Source organism: Hansschlegelia plantiphila, assembly GCF_027922265.1.
GTDB lineage: Bacteria > Pseudomonadota > Alphaproteobacteria > Rhizobiales > Methylopilaceae > Methylopila > Methylopila plantiphila.
Genome location: NZ_BSFI01000022.1, coordinates 103,368 through 116,635, shown reverse-complemented (window position 1 = coordinate 116,635; position 13,268 = coordinate 103,368). Strand labels below are relative to the sequence as shown.

At 67.9% G+C, this 13,268-nt stretch carries 16 protein-coding genes; 14 read left to right on the top strand and 2 right to left on the bottom strand.

What is annotated here, in order from left to right:
- Window positions 1-1,596, bottom strand: coding sequence for a citramalate synthase (gene cimA / locus PKE75_RS16090; RefSeq protein ID WP_271169758.1), 1,596 nt, complete (start codon window positions 1,594-1,596; stop codon window positions 1-3).
- Window positions 1,593-2,951 (bottom strand): cysteine--tRNA ligase, encoded by a 1,359-nt coding sequence (gene cysS, locus PKE75_RS16085; protein WP_271169757.1) that lies wholly within the window; start codon window positions 2,949-2,951, stop codon window positions 1,593-1,595. The genes cimA and cysS overlap by 4 nt, the downstream gene beginning before the upstream one ends.
- Here cysS and PKE75_RS16080 point away from each other — a divergent pair.
- The 14 genes from PKE75_RS16080 to PKE75_RS16020 all read left to right on the top strand — a co-directional run bounded on the left by PKE75_RS16080 (window position 2,938) and on the right by PKE75_RS16020 (window position 13,187).
- The gene (locus PKE75_RS16080) at window positions 2,938-3,147 is read left to right on the top strand and encodes a hypothetical protein (protein WP_271169756.1); all 210 of its coding nucleotides are present in this window, start codon (window positions 2,938-2,940) and stop codon (window positions 3,145-3,147) included. The genes cysS and PKE75_RS16080 overlap by 14 nt on opposite strands.
- Window positions 3,148-3,372: 225 nt before the next feature.
- On the top strand, window positions 3,373-3,453 hold the full coding sequence (pqqA, locus tag PKE75_RS17960; RefSeq protein ID WP_128776471.1) for a pyrroloquinoline quinone precursor peptide PqqA: 81 nt from the start codon (window positions 3,373-3,375) through the stop codon (window positions 3,451-3,453).
- Window positions 3,454-3,511: 58 nt separating this feature from the next.
- On the top strand, window positions 3,512-4,456 hold the full coding sequence (gene pqqB / locus PKE75_RS16075) for a pyrroloquinoline quinone biosynthesis protein PqqB (RefSeq protein ID WP_271169755.1): 945 nt from the start codon (window positions 3,512-3,514) through the stop codon (window positions 4,454-4,456).
- A gap of 16 nt (window positions 4,457-4,472) precedes the next feature.
- A complete protein-coding gene (gene pqqC / locus PKE75_RS16070; RefSeq protein ID WP_271169754.1) occupies window positions 4,473-5,225 on the top strand; it encodes a pyrroloquinoline-quinone synthase PqqC in 753 nt (250 codons plus the stop codon).
- The gene (gene pqqD, locus PKE75_RS16065) at window positions 5,222-5,503 is read left to right on the top strand and encodes a pyrroloquinoline quinone biosynthesis peptide chaperone PqqD (RefSeq protein WP_271169753.1); all 282 of its coding nucleotides are present in this window, start codon (window positions 5,222-5,224) and stop codon (window positions 5,501-5,503) included. Before pqqC ends, pqqD begins: the two co-directional genes overlap by 4 nt.
- 31 nt (window positions 5,504-5,534) lie before the next feature.
- Window positions 5,535-6,704 (top strand): pyrroloquinoline quinone biosynthesis protein PqqE, encoded by a 1,170-nt coding sequence (gene pqqE / locus PKE75_RS16060; protein ID WP_271169860.1) that lies wholly within the window; start codon window positions 5,535-5,537, stop codon window positions 6,702-6,704.
- Window positions 6,705-6,814: 110 nt separating this feature from the next.
- Entirely contained in the window at window positions 6,815-7,978 is a 1,164-nt protein-coding gene (locus tag PKE75_RS16055; protein WP_271169752.1) for a DUF2865 domain-containing protein, read from the top strand.
- A gap of 73 nt (window positions 7,979-8,051) precedes the next feature.
- Complete coding sequence (locus PKE75_RS16050) at window positions 8,052-8,672, top strand: anthranilate synthase component II (RefSeq protein ID WP_271169751.1); 621 nt, start codon at window positions 8,052-8,054, stop codon at window positions 8,670-8,672.
- 11 nt (window positions 8,673-8,683) lie between these two features.
- Window positions 8,684-9,709, top strand: a complete 1,026-nt coding sequence (trpD, locus tag PKE75_RS16045) for an anthranilate phosphoribosyltransferase (RefSeq protein WP_271169750.1) — start codon at window positions 8,684-8,686, stop codon at window positions 9,707-9,709.
- Window positions 9,706-10,506 (top strand): indole-3-glycerol phosphate synthase TrpC, encoded by an 801-nt coding sequence (gene trpC / locus PKE75_RS16040; protein ID WP_271169749.1) that lies wholly within the window; start codon window positions 9,706-9,708, stop codon window positions 10,504-10,506. The genes trpD and trpC overlap by 4 nt, the downstream gene beginning before the upstream one ends.
- 32 nt (window positions 10,507-10,538) lie before the next feature.
- On the top strand, window positions 10,539-11,114 hold the full coding sequence (locus tag PKE75_RS16035; protein WP_271169748.1) for a DUF1003 domain-containing protein: 576 nt from the start codon (window positions 10,539-10,541) through the stop codon (window positions 11,112-11,114).
- Window positions 11,111-11,473, top strand: a complete 363-nt coding sequence (locus PKE75_RS16030) for a hypothetical protein (RefSeq protein WP_271169747.1) — start codon at window positions 11,111-11,113, stop codon at window positions 11,471-11,473. The genes PKE75_RS16035 and PKE75_RS16030 overlap by 4 nt, the downstream gene beginning before the upstream one ends.
- 5 nt (window positions 11,474-11,478) lie before the next feature.
- The gene (gene moaC / locus PKE75_RS16025; RefSeq protein WP_271169746.1) at window positions 11,479-11,970 is read left to right on the top strand and encodes a cyclic pyranopterin monophosphate synthase MoaC; all 492 of its coding nucleotides are present in this window, start codon (window positions 11,479-11,481) and stop codon (window positions 11,968-11,970) included.
- Window positions 11,967-13,187, top strand: coding sequence for a molybdopterin molybdotransferase MoeA (locus PKE75_RS16020; RefSeq protein WP_271169745.1), 1,221 nt, complete (start codon window positions 11,967-11,969; stop codon window positions 13,185-13,187). The genes moaC and PKE75_RS16020 overlap by 4 nt, the downstream gene beginning before the upstream one ends.
- The last annotated feature ends 81 nt before the right edge of the window (window positions 13,188-13,268 follow it).

Below are 13,268 nucleotides of genomic sequence, written 5' to 3'. Positions count from 1 at the left end.
TCAGGGCGGCGACGCGCCCGCCTTCAGCAGCTTGTAGGCGACGCTGTCGACGAGCGCTTCGAACGACGCCTCGATGATGTTCGGAGACACCCCCACCGTCGTCCAGGACTCGTCGCCGTCGGTCGACTCCACCAGCACCCGCGTGACGGCCTCCGTGCCGCCGTTCAGGATGCGGACCTTGTAGTCGGAGAGCCTGAGGTCGGCGATGAACGGCTGGTAGCGCCCGAGATCCTTCCGGAGCGCGACGTCGAGGGCGTTGACCGGACCGATGCCCTCGGCGGCCGTGATCAGGGGTTGGCCGTCGACGATCACCTTCACCACCGCCTCCGACATCGTGACGAGTTCGCCATGCGCGTTGTGACGCCGCTCGACCATCACCCGGAAGCTCTCGACCGTGAAGAAATCCGGCACGCGGCCCAACGCCCGCCGCGCCAGGAGCGCGAACGAGGCCTCCGCGCCCTCGTAGGCGTAGCCCTGCGCTTCGCGCTCCTTCACCATCGCCAGCAGCGCGTTGAGCCGGGGATCGTCCTTGTCGACCTCTAAGCCGATGCGGGCGAGCTCCGACAGCAAATTCGACTTGCCGCCCTGGTCGGAGATCAGCAGCCGCCGCCGGTTGCCGACGCTTTCGGGCCGGACATGCTCGTAGGTTCGAGGGTCCTTCAGGATCGCCGAGGCATGGATTCCGGCCTTGGTCGCGAAGGCGTTGGCGCCGACATAGGGCGCATAGCGGTCGGAGGTCCGGTTGAGAAGTTCGTCGAAGGAGCGGGAGAGCTGGGAAAGGCCGCTCAGCGCCTCGTCGTCGACGCCGATCTCGAACTGTTCCGCGAACTCCGGCTTCAGCTTGAGCGTCGGGATCAGCGTCGTCAGGTTGGCGTTGCCGCAGCGTTCGCCGAGACCGTTCAGCGCGCCCTGGATCTGCCGGGCGCCGGACATCACCGCCGCCAGCGAATTCGCCACCGCCAGACCCATGTCGTCATGGGCGTGGACGCCGAGATTGCCGCCGGGAACCACCGCCGAAGCCTTCTCCACGATCGCGGCGATCTCGTCGGGCGTGGTTCCGCCATTGGTGTCGCAGAGCACGACCCAGCGCGCGCCGGCCTCGAACGCTGCGCGCGCGCAGTCGAGCGCGTAGCGGGGATTCGCCTTGAAGCCGTCGAAGAAGTGCTCGCAATCGACGAGCGCCTCCCGTCCAGCCTCGACGGCGGCCTTCACCGTCTCGCGGATCTGCACGAGGTTTTCGTCGAGCGAGATCCCGAGCGCGTTGCTGACGTGGAAATCCCAGGCCTTGGCGACGAAGCAGCACGCCGCCGCCTTCGCCTGAAGCACGCCCTGCAGGCCGGGATCGTTCGCGGCCGAACGCCCGGCCCGCTTGGTCATGCCGAAGGCGGTGAAGACAGCGCGCTTCGTCCGATGTTCCGAGAAGAACTCCGTATCCGTCGGGTTGGCGCCGGGATAGCCGCCCTCGACATAGTCCACGCCGAGACGATCGAGCATCTCCGCGACCACGATCTTGTCCTGCAGCGTGAAGTCGACGCCCGCCGTCTGCGCGCCGTCCCTGAGCGTGGTGTCGTAGAGATAGACGCGCTCGCGCGTCATCTCGCGACCTCCCAGCTCGTGCCGGCCGCGCCGTCCTTCAGCACGACGCCGCCCGCCAGCAGTTCGTCGCGGATGCGGTCCGCCTCGGCGAAATTCTTCTCGCGGCGCGCTTCGATGCGGGCGTCGATCAGGCGTTCGATCTCCTCGCGCGGCAGGCCGGCCTTCGGCGCGCGGGCGGCGCGCCAGTCTTCGAACACGTCGGGCCGGAAGCCGAGGAAGCCGAGCGTGCCGGCGAGCGCCTTGCGGCCGCCTTCAGCCTTCAGCCGGTGGATCTCGGCGATCATCCTCGGTGTGTTCAGATCGTCCGCAAGCGCGTCCACGACGCCCGGCGCGGGGCGGGGCTCCGCGCCCTCGGCCGCGGCGTCGAACCACTGGCCGAGCGTCCGCTCCGCCTCCTGAAGGCTCTTCAGCGTCCAGTTGATCGGCTGGCGGTAATGCGCGGAGAACATCGCGAGGCGCGCGATGTCGCCCGGCCAGTCGGCCAGCACGTCGCGGATGGTGACGAAGTTGCCGAGCGACTTCGACATCTTCTCGCCTTCGACCTGCAGGAAGCCGTTGTGCAGCCAGACATTGGCCATCGTCTCCGTGCCGAAGCAGCAGGTCGACTGGGCGATCTCATTCTCATGGTGCGGGAAGATCAGGTCGATGCCGCCGCCGTGGATGTCGAACACCTCGCCGAGCAGCGCCGCCGACATAGCGGAGCACTCGAGATGCCAGCCCGGACGTCCCCTGCCCCATGGGCTGTCCCACGCCGGCTCGTCTGCCTTCGACGGCTTCCACAGCACGAAGTCCATCGGGCCCTTTTTGTAGGACGCGACCTCGACGCGGGCGCCGGCCTCCATCTCGTCGAGCGTGCGGCGCGCGAGGCGCCCATAGGCGGGCATCGAGGCGACGTCGAACAGCACGTGGCCGTCGGCCTCATAGGCGTGGCCGCGTTCGATCAGGCGCTCGACCAGCTTGACCATGTCGAGCTCGCCTGCGCCCCGGCAGATGAACTCGGTCGCGCGCGGCTCCGCCGTCGGCCTGAGGCAGCCGAGGGCGGCGACGTCCTCGTGGAAGCCCTTGGCAGTCTCGTCGGTCAGCTGGCGGATGGTGATCCCGCGTTCGGCGGCGCGCGCGTTGATCTTGTCGTCGACGTCCGTGATGTTGCGGACATAGGCGACATGGCTCTCGCCATAGACGTGCCGCAGCAGCCGGAACAGCAGGTCGAAGACGATAACGGGCCGGGCGTTGCCGATATGCGCGCGGTCGTAGACCGTCGGTCCGCAGACATACATGCGGACGTCGCGCGGATCGATCGGCGCAAAGGCGTCCTTCGCGCGCGTCAGAGAGTTGTAAAGCTTGAGCGCAGTCACGCCCGTCCTCCTCGTCGGCCGGGGTGTCGCTCTTCTCTCAAAGAATCAAGAAAAAAACCGCCGCGGCCAGCCTTTCAGCTATCCGCAGATGATGACGATCGGGTTGATCGTCTCGGCGCTTCGGGCGGTTTTCATGGCGCGGGACAATGCTGAGGCGCGCCGCGCTCGTCAAGCAGGACGTCACCACAGCCCGTAAAGCGCTCCGAAACCTGGCGAAATCGTGGCGATCCGGGGTGCGGAGGCTGTCGGGCCGCGGGCGAAGTCTAAGAACTTCTTGAGGATTCTGCGCCCGCATTACCAAGATTTAAGGCGACCCTCGCTGGCGCCCCGCCCCTTGCGAAGCTATCTTTAGAGCTGCGCCAAGGAGAAGCGATCGCTTCTTCCCAGGCGTGAAGTCTTAGGAAACACATAGGAGGCTACAATGGCCATCTGGACCGCTCCGATCGTTGAAGAGACCCCCGTCGGTCTCGAAGTCACGTCCTACAGCCCGGCCGAGCTCTGAGCTTAAGCCGTGACTGACCGTGGGGCGATCTGCGTGAGTGCGGGCTGAAGCCATGTCTTTGCGCATGATTGTCCTCGGATCAGCCGCCGGCGGCGGCTTTCCCCAGTGGAACTGCCGCTGTCCGGTGTGCTCTCTCGCTTGGGATGGCGATCCGCGGGTCAAACCGCGCACCCAGTCGTCGATCGCCATCGAGACCGGCGCAGGCGCCTGGACGCTGTTCAACGCGTCGCCGGACCTGCGGTCGCAGATCCTCGCCACTCCGAAGATTCAACCGACCGGGCTGCGCGAGACCCCGATCCGTTCGGTCGTGCTGACGAACGGCGACGTCGACCACATCGACGGACTGATCACCTTGCGCGAGCGTTCGCCGCTAAAGGTTTACGCAACCGAGCAGATTTCGTCGGTGCTGGACGCCAATCCGATTTTCGGCGTGCTGGCCGCCGACGTCGTCGAGCGCTGCACCGTGGAGCTCGGCCGGCCATTCGAGATCGACCAGTCGCGAATCGAATTCTTCGCCGTGCCCGGCAAGGTGCCGCTCTATCTCGAGACCGAAGACCTCAGGATCGGCGACAGCTCGGGCGATACGGTCGGCGTCGATGTCCGCAAGGACGGCAAGCGCCTTGTCTACATTCCGGGGTGCGCGGTCGTGAATGACGACGTGCTCGCCCGGGTCGACGGCGCCGACGTTCTGATGTTCGACGGCACGGTGTTCGAGGACGACGAGATGCGGCAGGCCGGCGTCGGCGTGAAGACCGGCCGACGCATGGGACACGTGCCGCTTTCGGGCTCCGGCGGCTCGATGGGCGCGTTCGATGGTGTGAAGATCGGTCGGAAGATCTACATTCACATCAACAACACCAACCCGATCCTGATCGCGGGCTCGCCCCAGCGACGCGCGGTGGAGGAGAAGGGCTGGGAGGTGTCGGAAGACGGACTGGAGGTCGTCGTCGGCGCCGGTCTGCATATCGATAAACGTGACGATCGCGGGTCAACCGCGGCCTGAGACTGCGGAGGACGCGATGACCGGACTGCTCACCCAGGAACAGCTTGAAGACGCGCTCCGCGAGGTCGGCGCGACTCGCTACCATCACCTTCACCCGTTCCAGCTTCGCCTTCAGTCCGGCGCGTGCTCGCGCGGCGAGGTCGAGGCGTGGGCGCTGAACCGTTATCTCTACCAGGCCTGCATCCCGCAGAAGGACGCCATCATCCTCGCGCGAATGGACGAGGCGCCGCTCCGCCGCGAATGGCGCCAGCGCATCATCGACCATGACGGCGAGCGCGAGGGCGAGGGCGGCATCGCGAAGTGGCTGAAGCTGACCGACGACCTCGGCCTCGACCGCGAGACCGTGATGTCCGGCAGGCTCGCCCTTCCCGCGACCAAGTTCGCGGTCAACGCCTATCTCAGCTTCGTGCGCGACCGCTCGCTGCTCGAGGCGATCGCCTCGTCGTTGACCGAGCTGTTCTCGCCGATGGTGATCGCGACCCGCGTCTCCGGAATGCTCGCGAACTACGACTACGTGACCAAGGACACGCTCGCCTATTTCACTGCGCGGCCGGTGCAGGCCAAGCGGGATAGCGACTTCGCGCTCGATTACGTGAAGACCCACGCCAGGACGCCCGAACAACAGCGGGCGGTGATCGGCGCGCTCGAATTCAAATGCTCGATGCTGTGGGCCATGTTGGACGCGCTCGAGCATGCCTATCTCTACGCCAAGCCCTGGCCGGACGCGTTCCAGGCGTCCGAACGGGGCGAACGGCAGGCCGCGGAATGACCGATGTTTCTTCCGACGCGACGCCGAGACTGCCGCGTGGCGTTCGCCTGCGTCGGGACGAGGTGCGCGACCAGTGGCTGCTTCTGGCGCCGGAGCGCGTGCTGCACCCCGACGCGATCGCCGTGGCCGTTCTGGAGCGTTGCGACGGGGTCAGGACGGTGACGGAGATCGTCGACGATCTCGCGACCGCCTACGCCGCGCCGCGGGAGCAGATCGAAACGGACGTCAAGGCGATGCTGGCGGATCTCCAGGTCAAGCGCGTGCTCGACCTGGCCTGATCCATAGGAGGAGGAGGGCGACATGAACGACATGACCCTGCCGGACCCGGCCAAAGCCGCGCGCGTCGCGCCGCCCGCCCCTCTCGGCATGCTCGCGGAGCTGACCCACCGCTGCCCGCTGTCCTGCCCGTATTGTTCGAACCCCGTGGAGCTCGACAAGCGCTCCGGAGAGCTCGACACCGAGACGTGGAAGCGCGTTTTCTCGGAGGCCGCCTCCATGGGCGTGCTCCATCTCCACCTTTCCGGCGGCGAGCCGACTGCGCGCAAGGACATCGTCGAGCTGACGGCCCATGCCGTGCAGGTCGGGCTCTACACCAACCTGATCACCTCCGGCATCGGCGTGCAGCGCGAGAAGCTGGAAGAGCTTGCAGCCGCCGGCCTCGACCATGTCCAGCTGTCGATCCAGGACGCCGACGCGGACAACGCCGACAAGATCGCAGGCCTGAAAGGCGCCCACAGCAGGAAGCGCATCTTCGCGAGCTGGGTGCTGGAGCTCGGCCTGCCGCTCACGATCAACGCCGTGATCCATCGCGGCAACATCGAGAGCATCGAGGCGCTGGTGAACATCGCGCTCGAGTTCGGCGCCCGCCGCGTCGAGATCGCGCATTCGCAGTATTACGGCTGGGCGCTCGAGAACCGCCGCAATCTGATGCCGACCCGCGAGCAGGTGATGCGCGCCGCCGGCACCGTCGAACGTCTGCGCGACGAGCTCAAGGGCAAGCTCGTGATCGACGCCGTGGTGCCGGACTATTATGCGCGCCGCCCGAAGCCGTGCGTGGGCGGCTGGGGCCGCCAGTCGCTCAACGTCACGCCGCAGGGCAAGGTGCTGCCGTGCCACGCCGCGGAGACGATCAAGCACCTGCAGTTCGACTACGTGACCGACAGAAGCCTGCCCGACATCTGGGCGAACGGCTCGGCCTTCGAGGCCTATCGAGGCACGAGCTGGATGAAGGAGCCGTGCACCTCCTGTCCGCGCAAGGAGATCGACTTCGGCGGCTGCCGCTGCCAGGCGCTTGCGATCACGGGCGATCCGGCGCAGGCCGACCCGGCCTGCTCGCTGTCGCCTTTCCACGCCAAGATCACGGCGCTCGCGATCAAGGACGCGGTGGCGGACGCGCCGGACTACATCTACCGCCGCTTCAATGCGACGCCGGGCAATGCGCGGGTCCAGATCACGCGCAACAACGCGCCGGTGGAGTGACGCCTCACTTCGATCTCATTCCGGCGCCTCTGTGCGCGGCCGCCCTGAGCGGGTAAAGAGTCGGAGTTTGGACGCGCAGGCGCGGCCCTGACTCGCGCATGGGAATGTTCATGAGGTCGATATTCGCCGCTTTGGCGGCAGCTCTGCTCGCCTCGGCGACCGTCTCTTCGGACGCGCTCGCCCAGGAAGGCTCGGAGGACTGTCTGCGGCTCGAGGCCCAGCTCGCCTCGCTCGGGCGCCCCAAAGGGCAGGATCCGCGCCAGATGGCGCAGGCCGCCGCCAAGCAGCAATCCGAGCTCGAGCGCACCACCGCATACGCCAAGCAGCTCGGCTGCGGCCCTCGGCTGTTCTTCATGCCCGACCCGCCCGCCGAGTGCCGCCCCTTGAGCGACCGCATCCGGCAGATGCAGGCGAATCTCGACCGGCTGCAGGCGCAGGCGTCTCAAGCCGCGCAAAACCCGTCCTCCGGCGACCCCCGCCGGCGCGATCTGCTGATCGCGCTTGCGCGCGGCCAGTGCGGGCCTCAGTACCGCCTCGTCGAACGCAAGATCGTCACGCAGCCCGAGCGCAAGGGCTTCTTCTCCTTCCTGTTCGGCGGCGGCCAATCGGAGCAGCAGCACGAAGAGACGGTGATCGAGCCGGAGATGGACCCGCAGTCGACCCCGCGCGTCTCCACCTACCGCACCGTCTGCGTGAGAACCTGCGACGGCTTCTTCTTCCCGATCTCGTACCAGACCTCACGCAACGCCTTCGAGCGCGACGAGGCGATCTGCCAGGCGACGTGTCCCGGGGCGGAGGCCAAGCTGTTCGCCTATCCCAATCCCGGCGGACAGATGGAGCAGGCGGCGAGCGTGGACGGCGAGCCCTACACCAAGCTCGAAAACGCCTTCCGTTACCGCAAGGAGTTCGTCTCCGGCTGCTCGTGCAAGCCGGAAGGCATGAGCTGGGCCCAGGCGCTCTCGGGCGTCGAGGACAAGACCGTCAAGAAGGGCGACATCGTCGTCGACGAGCAGAAGGCCCACGAGATGTCGCGGCCGAAGGATGAGGCGGAGACGCAGGCGCAGATGCGGCTGTCGAAGCCCCCCGCTCCGCGTACGCCGGCTCCTGCCCCGCCAAGCCCGCCGCCCGCCGATGAGCAGCAGCCGACAGGCGCGGCGCAACGCAGCGGCGTGCCGGACGACGTGATCATCCTGGACCAGCCGCCGCTCGACCGCGGCGGGGTCCAGCGCCGTCCGCTCGACGGTCCGGACGTCGAGCGCGCGCCCGAGCAGTAGCGTCGCGGCCCGTCGCACTTGACGCGTCGGGACGCGATGCGTTCAGTGCGCGCACTCTGAGAGAGACCGTGCGATGACCGCCGTCACGTTGATCGACAACTACGACAGCTTCACCTGGAACGTCGTGCATGCGCTCGGCGCTCTCGGCGCGACCGTGACCGTCCATCGCAACGACAAGATCACCGTCGATCAGGCGCTCGCCGAAGGTCCCGACGCGATTGTGATCTCGCCCGGCCCCTGCACGCCGACCGAGGCGGGAATTTCATGCGAGCTGATTGCGCGCGCGGCGGGCCATACGCCGCTGTTCGGCATCTGCCTCGGGCATCAGGCGATCGGCGAGGTCTTCGGCGGCGTCGTGGTGCGCGCGCCCTCTCCCGTCCACGGCAAGGTCGCGACGGTGACGCATAGCGGCCGCGGCCTGTTCCGCGGCGTCAACGACCCGATCCGCGCGACGCGCTATCATTCCCTCGTCGTGCGGCGCGACGACCTGCCCGCGACGTTGGAAGTGACGGCCGAGACTGACGACGGGCTGATCATGGCGCTGTCGCATCGCGACTTTCCCGTCCATGGCGTGCAGTTCCATCCCGAAAGCATCGCCTCGGAGCACGGCGCGACGATCTTCGGCAATTTCCTGAACGAGGCCGCGGAATTCAATCTCGGCCGACGGCGCCTCGCCGCCGCGCGCGCGAGCTGAGCGTTTCCGCGATGGACGGATTCAAAGCGGTGATCGCCCAAATCGCCGACGGCGAGACGCTCGACCAGGTTCAGGCCGAAGCCGCCTTCGGCCGGATCATGTCGGGCGAAGCGACCGAGGCGCAGATCGGCGCGTTCCTGATGGCGCTTCGCCTCCGTGGCGAGACAGTCGACGAGATCGCCGGCGCGGTCGCCGCGATGCGCGCACGGATGACGACGGTCGTCGCTCCTCCCGACGCCGTCGACGTCGTCGGCACCGGCGGCGACGGCGCGGGCTCGGTCAACGTCTCGACTTGCGCCGCCTTCGTCGTCGCGGGCTGCGGCGTGCCGGTGGCCAAGCACGGCAACAGGGCGCTTTCCTCCAAATCCGGGTCGGCTGACGTATTGCGGGCGCTCGGCGTCGAGGTCGACATCGGGCCTGACCGGATCGCCGCCTGCATCTCCGAGGCCGGCATCGGCTTCATGTTCGCGCCGAGCCATCATTCAGCGATGCGCCACGTCGGCCGCGCCCGCGCCGAACTGGGGGTCCGGACGATCTTCAACCTGCTCGGCCCTCTCTCCAACCCTGCGGGCGTCAGACGCCAGATGGTCGGCGTGTTCGCGCGCAAATGGGTCGAGCCGATCGCCGAGGCGCTGGCGAGGCTGGGCTCCGAGCGCGCCTGGGTGGTTCACGGCTCCGACGGGCTGGACGAGATCACGACGTCGGGACCGACCGCGGTCGCGGCGCTCGAGAACGGCCGCATCACGACCTTCGAGATCACCCCGCAGGACGCAGGCCTCACGCCGCATCCGGTCGGCGCGCTTTCAGGCGGCGACGCGCAGGAGAACGCCAAAGCGCTCCGCCGCGTGCTGGACGGGCAGCCCAGCGCCTATCGCGACGTCGCGATCCTGAACGCCGCAGCGACGCTGGTGGTCGCCGGCAAGGCGGAGACCTTCAGCGACGGGGCGTCGCTCGCCGCTGCTGCGATCGACAGCGGCGCGGCCGCGGCCCGGCTCGACGCGCTGGTCCGCATCTCCAACGCGGAGCGCGCGGCGTGAGCGACATTCTCGACCGGATCGAAGCCTACAAGCGTCGCGAGATCGCAGACGCCAAGAGCGCGCGTCCCTATGCCGAGGTCCGCCGCGCGGCTGACGCCGCCTCCCCTCCGCGCGGCTTCGTCGCCGCCATCCGCCGGACGCTCGACGAGCGGCGACCCGCTCTCATCGCCGAGATCAAGAAGGCGAGCCCGTCGAAAGGTTTGATCCGGGCCGATTTCGATCCGCCGGCGCTGGCGCGCGCCTACGCCGAGGGCGGCGCGACATGCCTCTCGGTGCTGACGGACGGCCCGTCGTTCCAGGGCGCGCCGGATTACCTCGTCGCCGCGCGCGAGGCGGTCGCGCTCCCCGCGATCCGCAAGGATTTCCTTTACGAGCCTTATCAGGTCGCCGAATCCCGCGCGCTCGGCGCCGACTGCATCCTCGTCATCATGGCGGCGTTGACCGACTTCGAAGCGCGGGACCTCGTGGCCGCCGCCGCCGATTTTGGGATGGACGTGCTGGTGGAGGTCCACAACGACGCCGAGCTCGACCGCGCCTTGCCGCTCGGGACCGCGCTGGTGGGCGTCAACAACCGCAACCTGCGCACCTTCGACGTCACGCTCGAGACGACGGAGCGCCTCGCCGCCCGCATCCCCGAAGACCGCATCATCGTCGGCGAAAGCGGCATCTTCACACCGGCCGACGTCGCGCGGCTTTCAGCCGTCCGATGCCGAGCGCTGCTGGTGGGCGAAAGCCTGATGCGGCAGCCCGACGTCGCGGCGGCGACCCGGGCGCTGCTCGCTCCGGCCCAATCGTGAAAGCGCCGGAGGATCGGCCGAAGGCCGACGGGATGAGTGAAGAACTTCATTCCGATCTCCGCCACGCGGCGCGGCGCTGGTTCGGCAAGGAGATTGACGCCCTCAACGAGGCGGAATCTCGCGTCCTTCGTAACGCCAAGCATCGCAGCGTCCTCGCGCGACGCCCGTTTGAGCAGAATGGAGGGAGCCAGACGTTCGGCGAACGCCTCGCCGACCAGGTCGCCACGTTCGGCGGCTCCTGGACGTTCATCATCCTGTTCGGCGTGTTTCTGGTGTTGTGGACCGGAGCGAACGTCTGGCTGCTGTCCCAGCCATTCGATCCCTACCCCTTCATCTTCCTCAACCTCATGCTCTCGATGGTGGCGGCCCTGCAGGCCCCGATCATCATGATGAGCCAGAACCGCCAAGCCTTGAAGGACCGCGAGAACGCCGCTCTCGACTATGAAGTGAACCTGAAGGCCGAGATCGAGATCATGGCCCTGCACGACAAGCTCGACGCCATGCGGGAGGAGCACCTCGCCGGGCTTTTCGCCCAGCAGAAGGAGCAGATCGATCTGCTGACTAGGCTTCTGGCCGAGCGCGGGGGAGATCGGAAGAACGACTCATGAGCGAAGACGACGGCGAGTTGAAGGAAATGCGTGTCGAGAGCATTGACGCTGTCTTTCGCAACGGCTCGATCACCGCGTTCGGCATCGTCGTCTCGTTCTCGCTCAACTTTCTGGCGCAATGGGCGGCGAGTCCCGGCGTCTGGCACACCTACGACACGCCCCCGGTGGCCGCGATGTTCATCGGGATAACGCTGCAGATCCGAGCGCTGGCGCTGCTCCTGCCGATCGAGGGACTGCACAAGACGGTCTATGATAAGGCGACCAGACTGTTCCTCTGGGGCCTTGTGCTGACCGGTCTCGGCGTGTTCTCCGCGGTCGCGCTCGACGCCGGCTCGGCGTTCTTCTTAGGGCTGAAATGACCCGAATGGCGAACCATCGCCTCACCCATCTTTCCGCCTCCGGCGAGGCCAACATGGTCGACGTCGGCGACAAGCCGTCGACCCGCCGCGAGGCCACGGCTGAAGGCCGGGTCGTGATGGCCTCCGAGACGCTGGCGCTCATCCTCGCCGGCGACGCGAAGAAGGGCGACGTGCTGGGAACCGCCCGCATCGCCGGCATCATGGCGGCGAAACGGACGCATGAACTGATCCCGCTCTGCCATCCGCTGGCGCTCTCCAAGGTCTCGGTCGACCTCAAGCCGGACGCCTCATTGCCGGGCGTCGTGGTGACGGCGACCGCCCGCGTGAGCGGACCGACAGGCGTCGAGATGGAGGCGCTGACCGCGGTCACGGTCGCCTGCCTCACCGTCTACGACATGACCAAGGCAGTCGACCGCGGCATGCGAATCGAGGGCGTCCGACTGCTGGCGAAATCCGGCGGACGGTCCGGCGATTTCCACGCGGACAAAACCGCGTGAGCGGACTTCTGCCGGTTCCGGAAGCCCGCGCACGCATCCTCAGCGGCCTTGAAGCCCTTCCCGCCGAACGCGTCGTCCTGGCTGATGCGCTCGGGCGGACCCTCGCTGCGCCGCTCGCCGCCCTGCGAACGCAGCCGCCATGGGACTGTTCGGCTATGGACGGCTACGCCGTGCGCGCCGCCGACGCGGCGTCCGCGCCAGCACGCCTTCGAGTCGTCGGCGAGGCCGCGGCCGGGAGAGGTTTCGGCGGCCGCCTCGGGCAAGCCGAGGCCCTGCGCATCTTCACGGGCGCGCCGCTTCCGTCCGGCGCCGACGCGGTCGTCATCCAGGAGGATGCGACGCGAGACGGCGACTTCGTGGTGCTGAACGAGGCCGCGAGAACCGGACGCCACGTCCGCCGCGCCGGATTGGATTTTAGCGAGGGCGAGACGTTGCTGCCCGCCGGACGGCGGCTCGGCGCGCGCGATCTCGCTTTGGCTGCGGCGCTCGGACATGGCGCGATCGACGCGGCGCGCCGTCCCCGCGTCGCCATCCTCGCCACCGGCGACGAGCTTGTGGCCGCGGGCGAACTCCCGGGCGCAGACCAGATCGTGGCTTCCAACAGCTATGCGATCGCGGGCGTCGTCGCGGCCGAAGGCGGCGTCGCCGTCGATCTCGGGATCGCCCCCGACGAGCGGTCCGCGATCCTCGCCGCGATCAATCGCGCGATCGACGACGAGGTCGACGTCCTGGTGACGCTCGGGGGCGCCTCGGTGGGCGACCACGACCTCGTCCAGCCCCTCCTTGAGGAAGCCGGGGTCGCGCTCGATTTCTGGAGAATCGCGATGCGGCCCGGCAAACCGATGATGGCCGGGCGCCGCGGGGGAATGCTCGCGCTCGGCCTGCCGGGCAATCCGGTATCGGCGATCGTGTGCTCGCTGCTGTTCCTCGCCCCCGCCATCCGGAAGCTGTCGGGCCGGCCGGACGTCGAACCCCCGCTCGCTCCGGCGCGCCTCGGGCGCGACATGCCCGAGAACGACCAGCGCGAAGACTATATGCGCGCCGCCCTCACCTTTGATTCGGACGGGATCGCGGTTGCGACGGCTTTCCCCCGGCAGGATTCGTCGATGCTTCGTCCGCTCGCCGACGCGGAATGTTTGCTGATCCGCCCCGCGCACGCTCCGGCCGCCCGGGCCGGCGACGCCTGCAGCATCATGGCCTTAGCTCATCCGCTCTAGGGTTTGCAGCTTCGCGCGCGGCGTTGACCGGACGTTAACTGTTGCGGAACACATCTAGAACAGCTACACGTATGTTCATGA

Coding starts and splice junctions, on each gene's coding strand:
- pqqC (WP_271169754.1), top strand. CDS start 4,473: ATGACCGGACTGCTCACCCAGGAACAGCTTGAAGACGCGCTCCGCGAG.
- trpD (WP_271169750.1), top strand. CDS start 8,684: ATGGACGGATTCAAAGCGGTGATCGCCCAAATCGCCGACGGCGAGACG.
- pqqD (WP_271169753.1), top strand. CDS start 5,222: ATGACCGATGTTTCTTCCGACGCGACGCCGAGACTGCCGCGTGGCGTT.
- pqqE (WP_271169860.1), top strand. CDS start 5,535: ATGACCCTGCCGGACCCGGCCAAAGCCGCGCGCGTCGCGCCGCCCGCC.
- PKE75_RS16035 (WP_271169748.1), top strand. CDS start 10,539: ATGAGTGAAGAACTTCATTCCGATCTCCGCCACGCGGCGCGGCGCTGG.
- PKE75_RS16055 (WP_271169752.1), top strand. CDS start 6,815: ATGAGGTCGATATTCGCCGCTTTGGCGGCAGCTCTGCTCGCCTCGGCG.
- PKE75_RS16050 (WP_271169751.1), top strand. CDS start 8,052: ATGACCGCCGTCACGTTGATCGACAACTACGACAGCTTCACCTGGAAC.
- moaC (WP_271169746.1), top strand. CDS start 11,479: ATGGCGAACCATCGCCTCACCCATCTTTCCGCCTCCGGCGAGGCCAAC.
- PKE75_RS16030 (WP_271169747.1), top strand. CDS start 11,111: ATGAGCGAAGACGACGGCGAGTTGAAGGAAATGCGTGTCGAGAGCATT.
- pqqA (WP_128776471.1), top strand. CDS start 3,373: ATGGCCATCTGGACCGCTCCGATCGTTGAAGAGACCCCCGTCGGTCTC.
- cimA (WP_271169758.1), bottom strand. CDS start 1,596: ATGACGCGCGAGCGCGTCTATCTCTACGACACCACGCTCAGGGACGGC.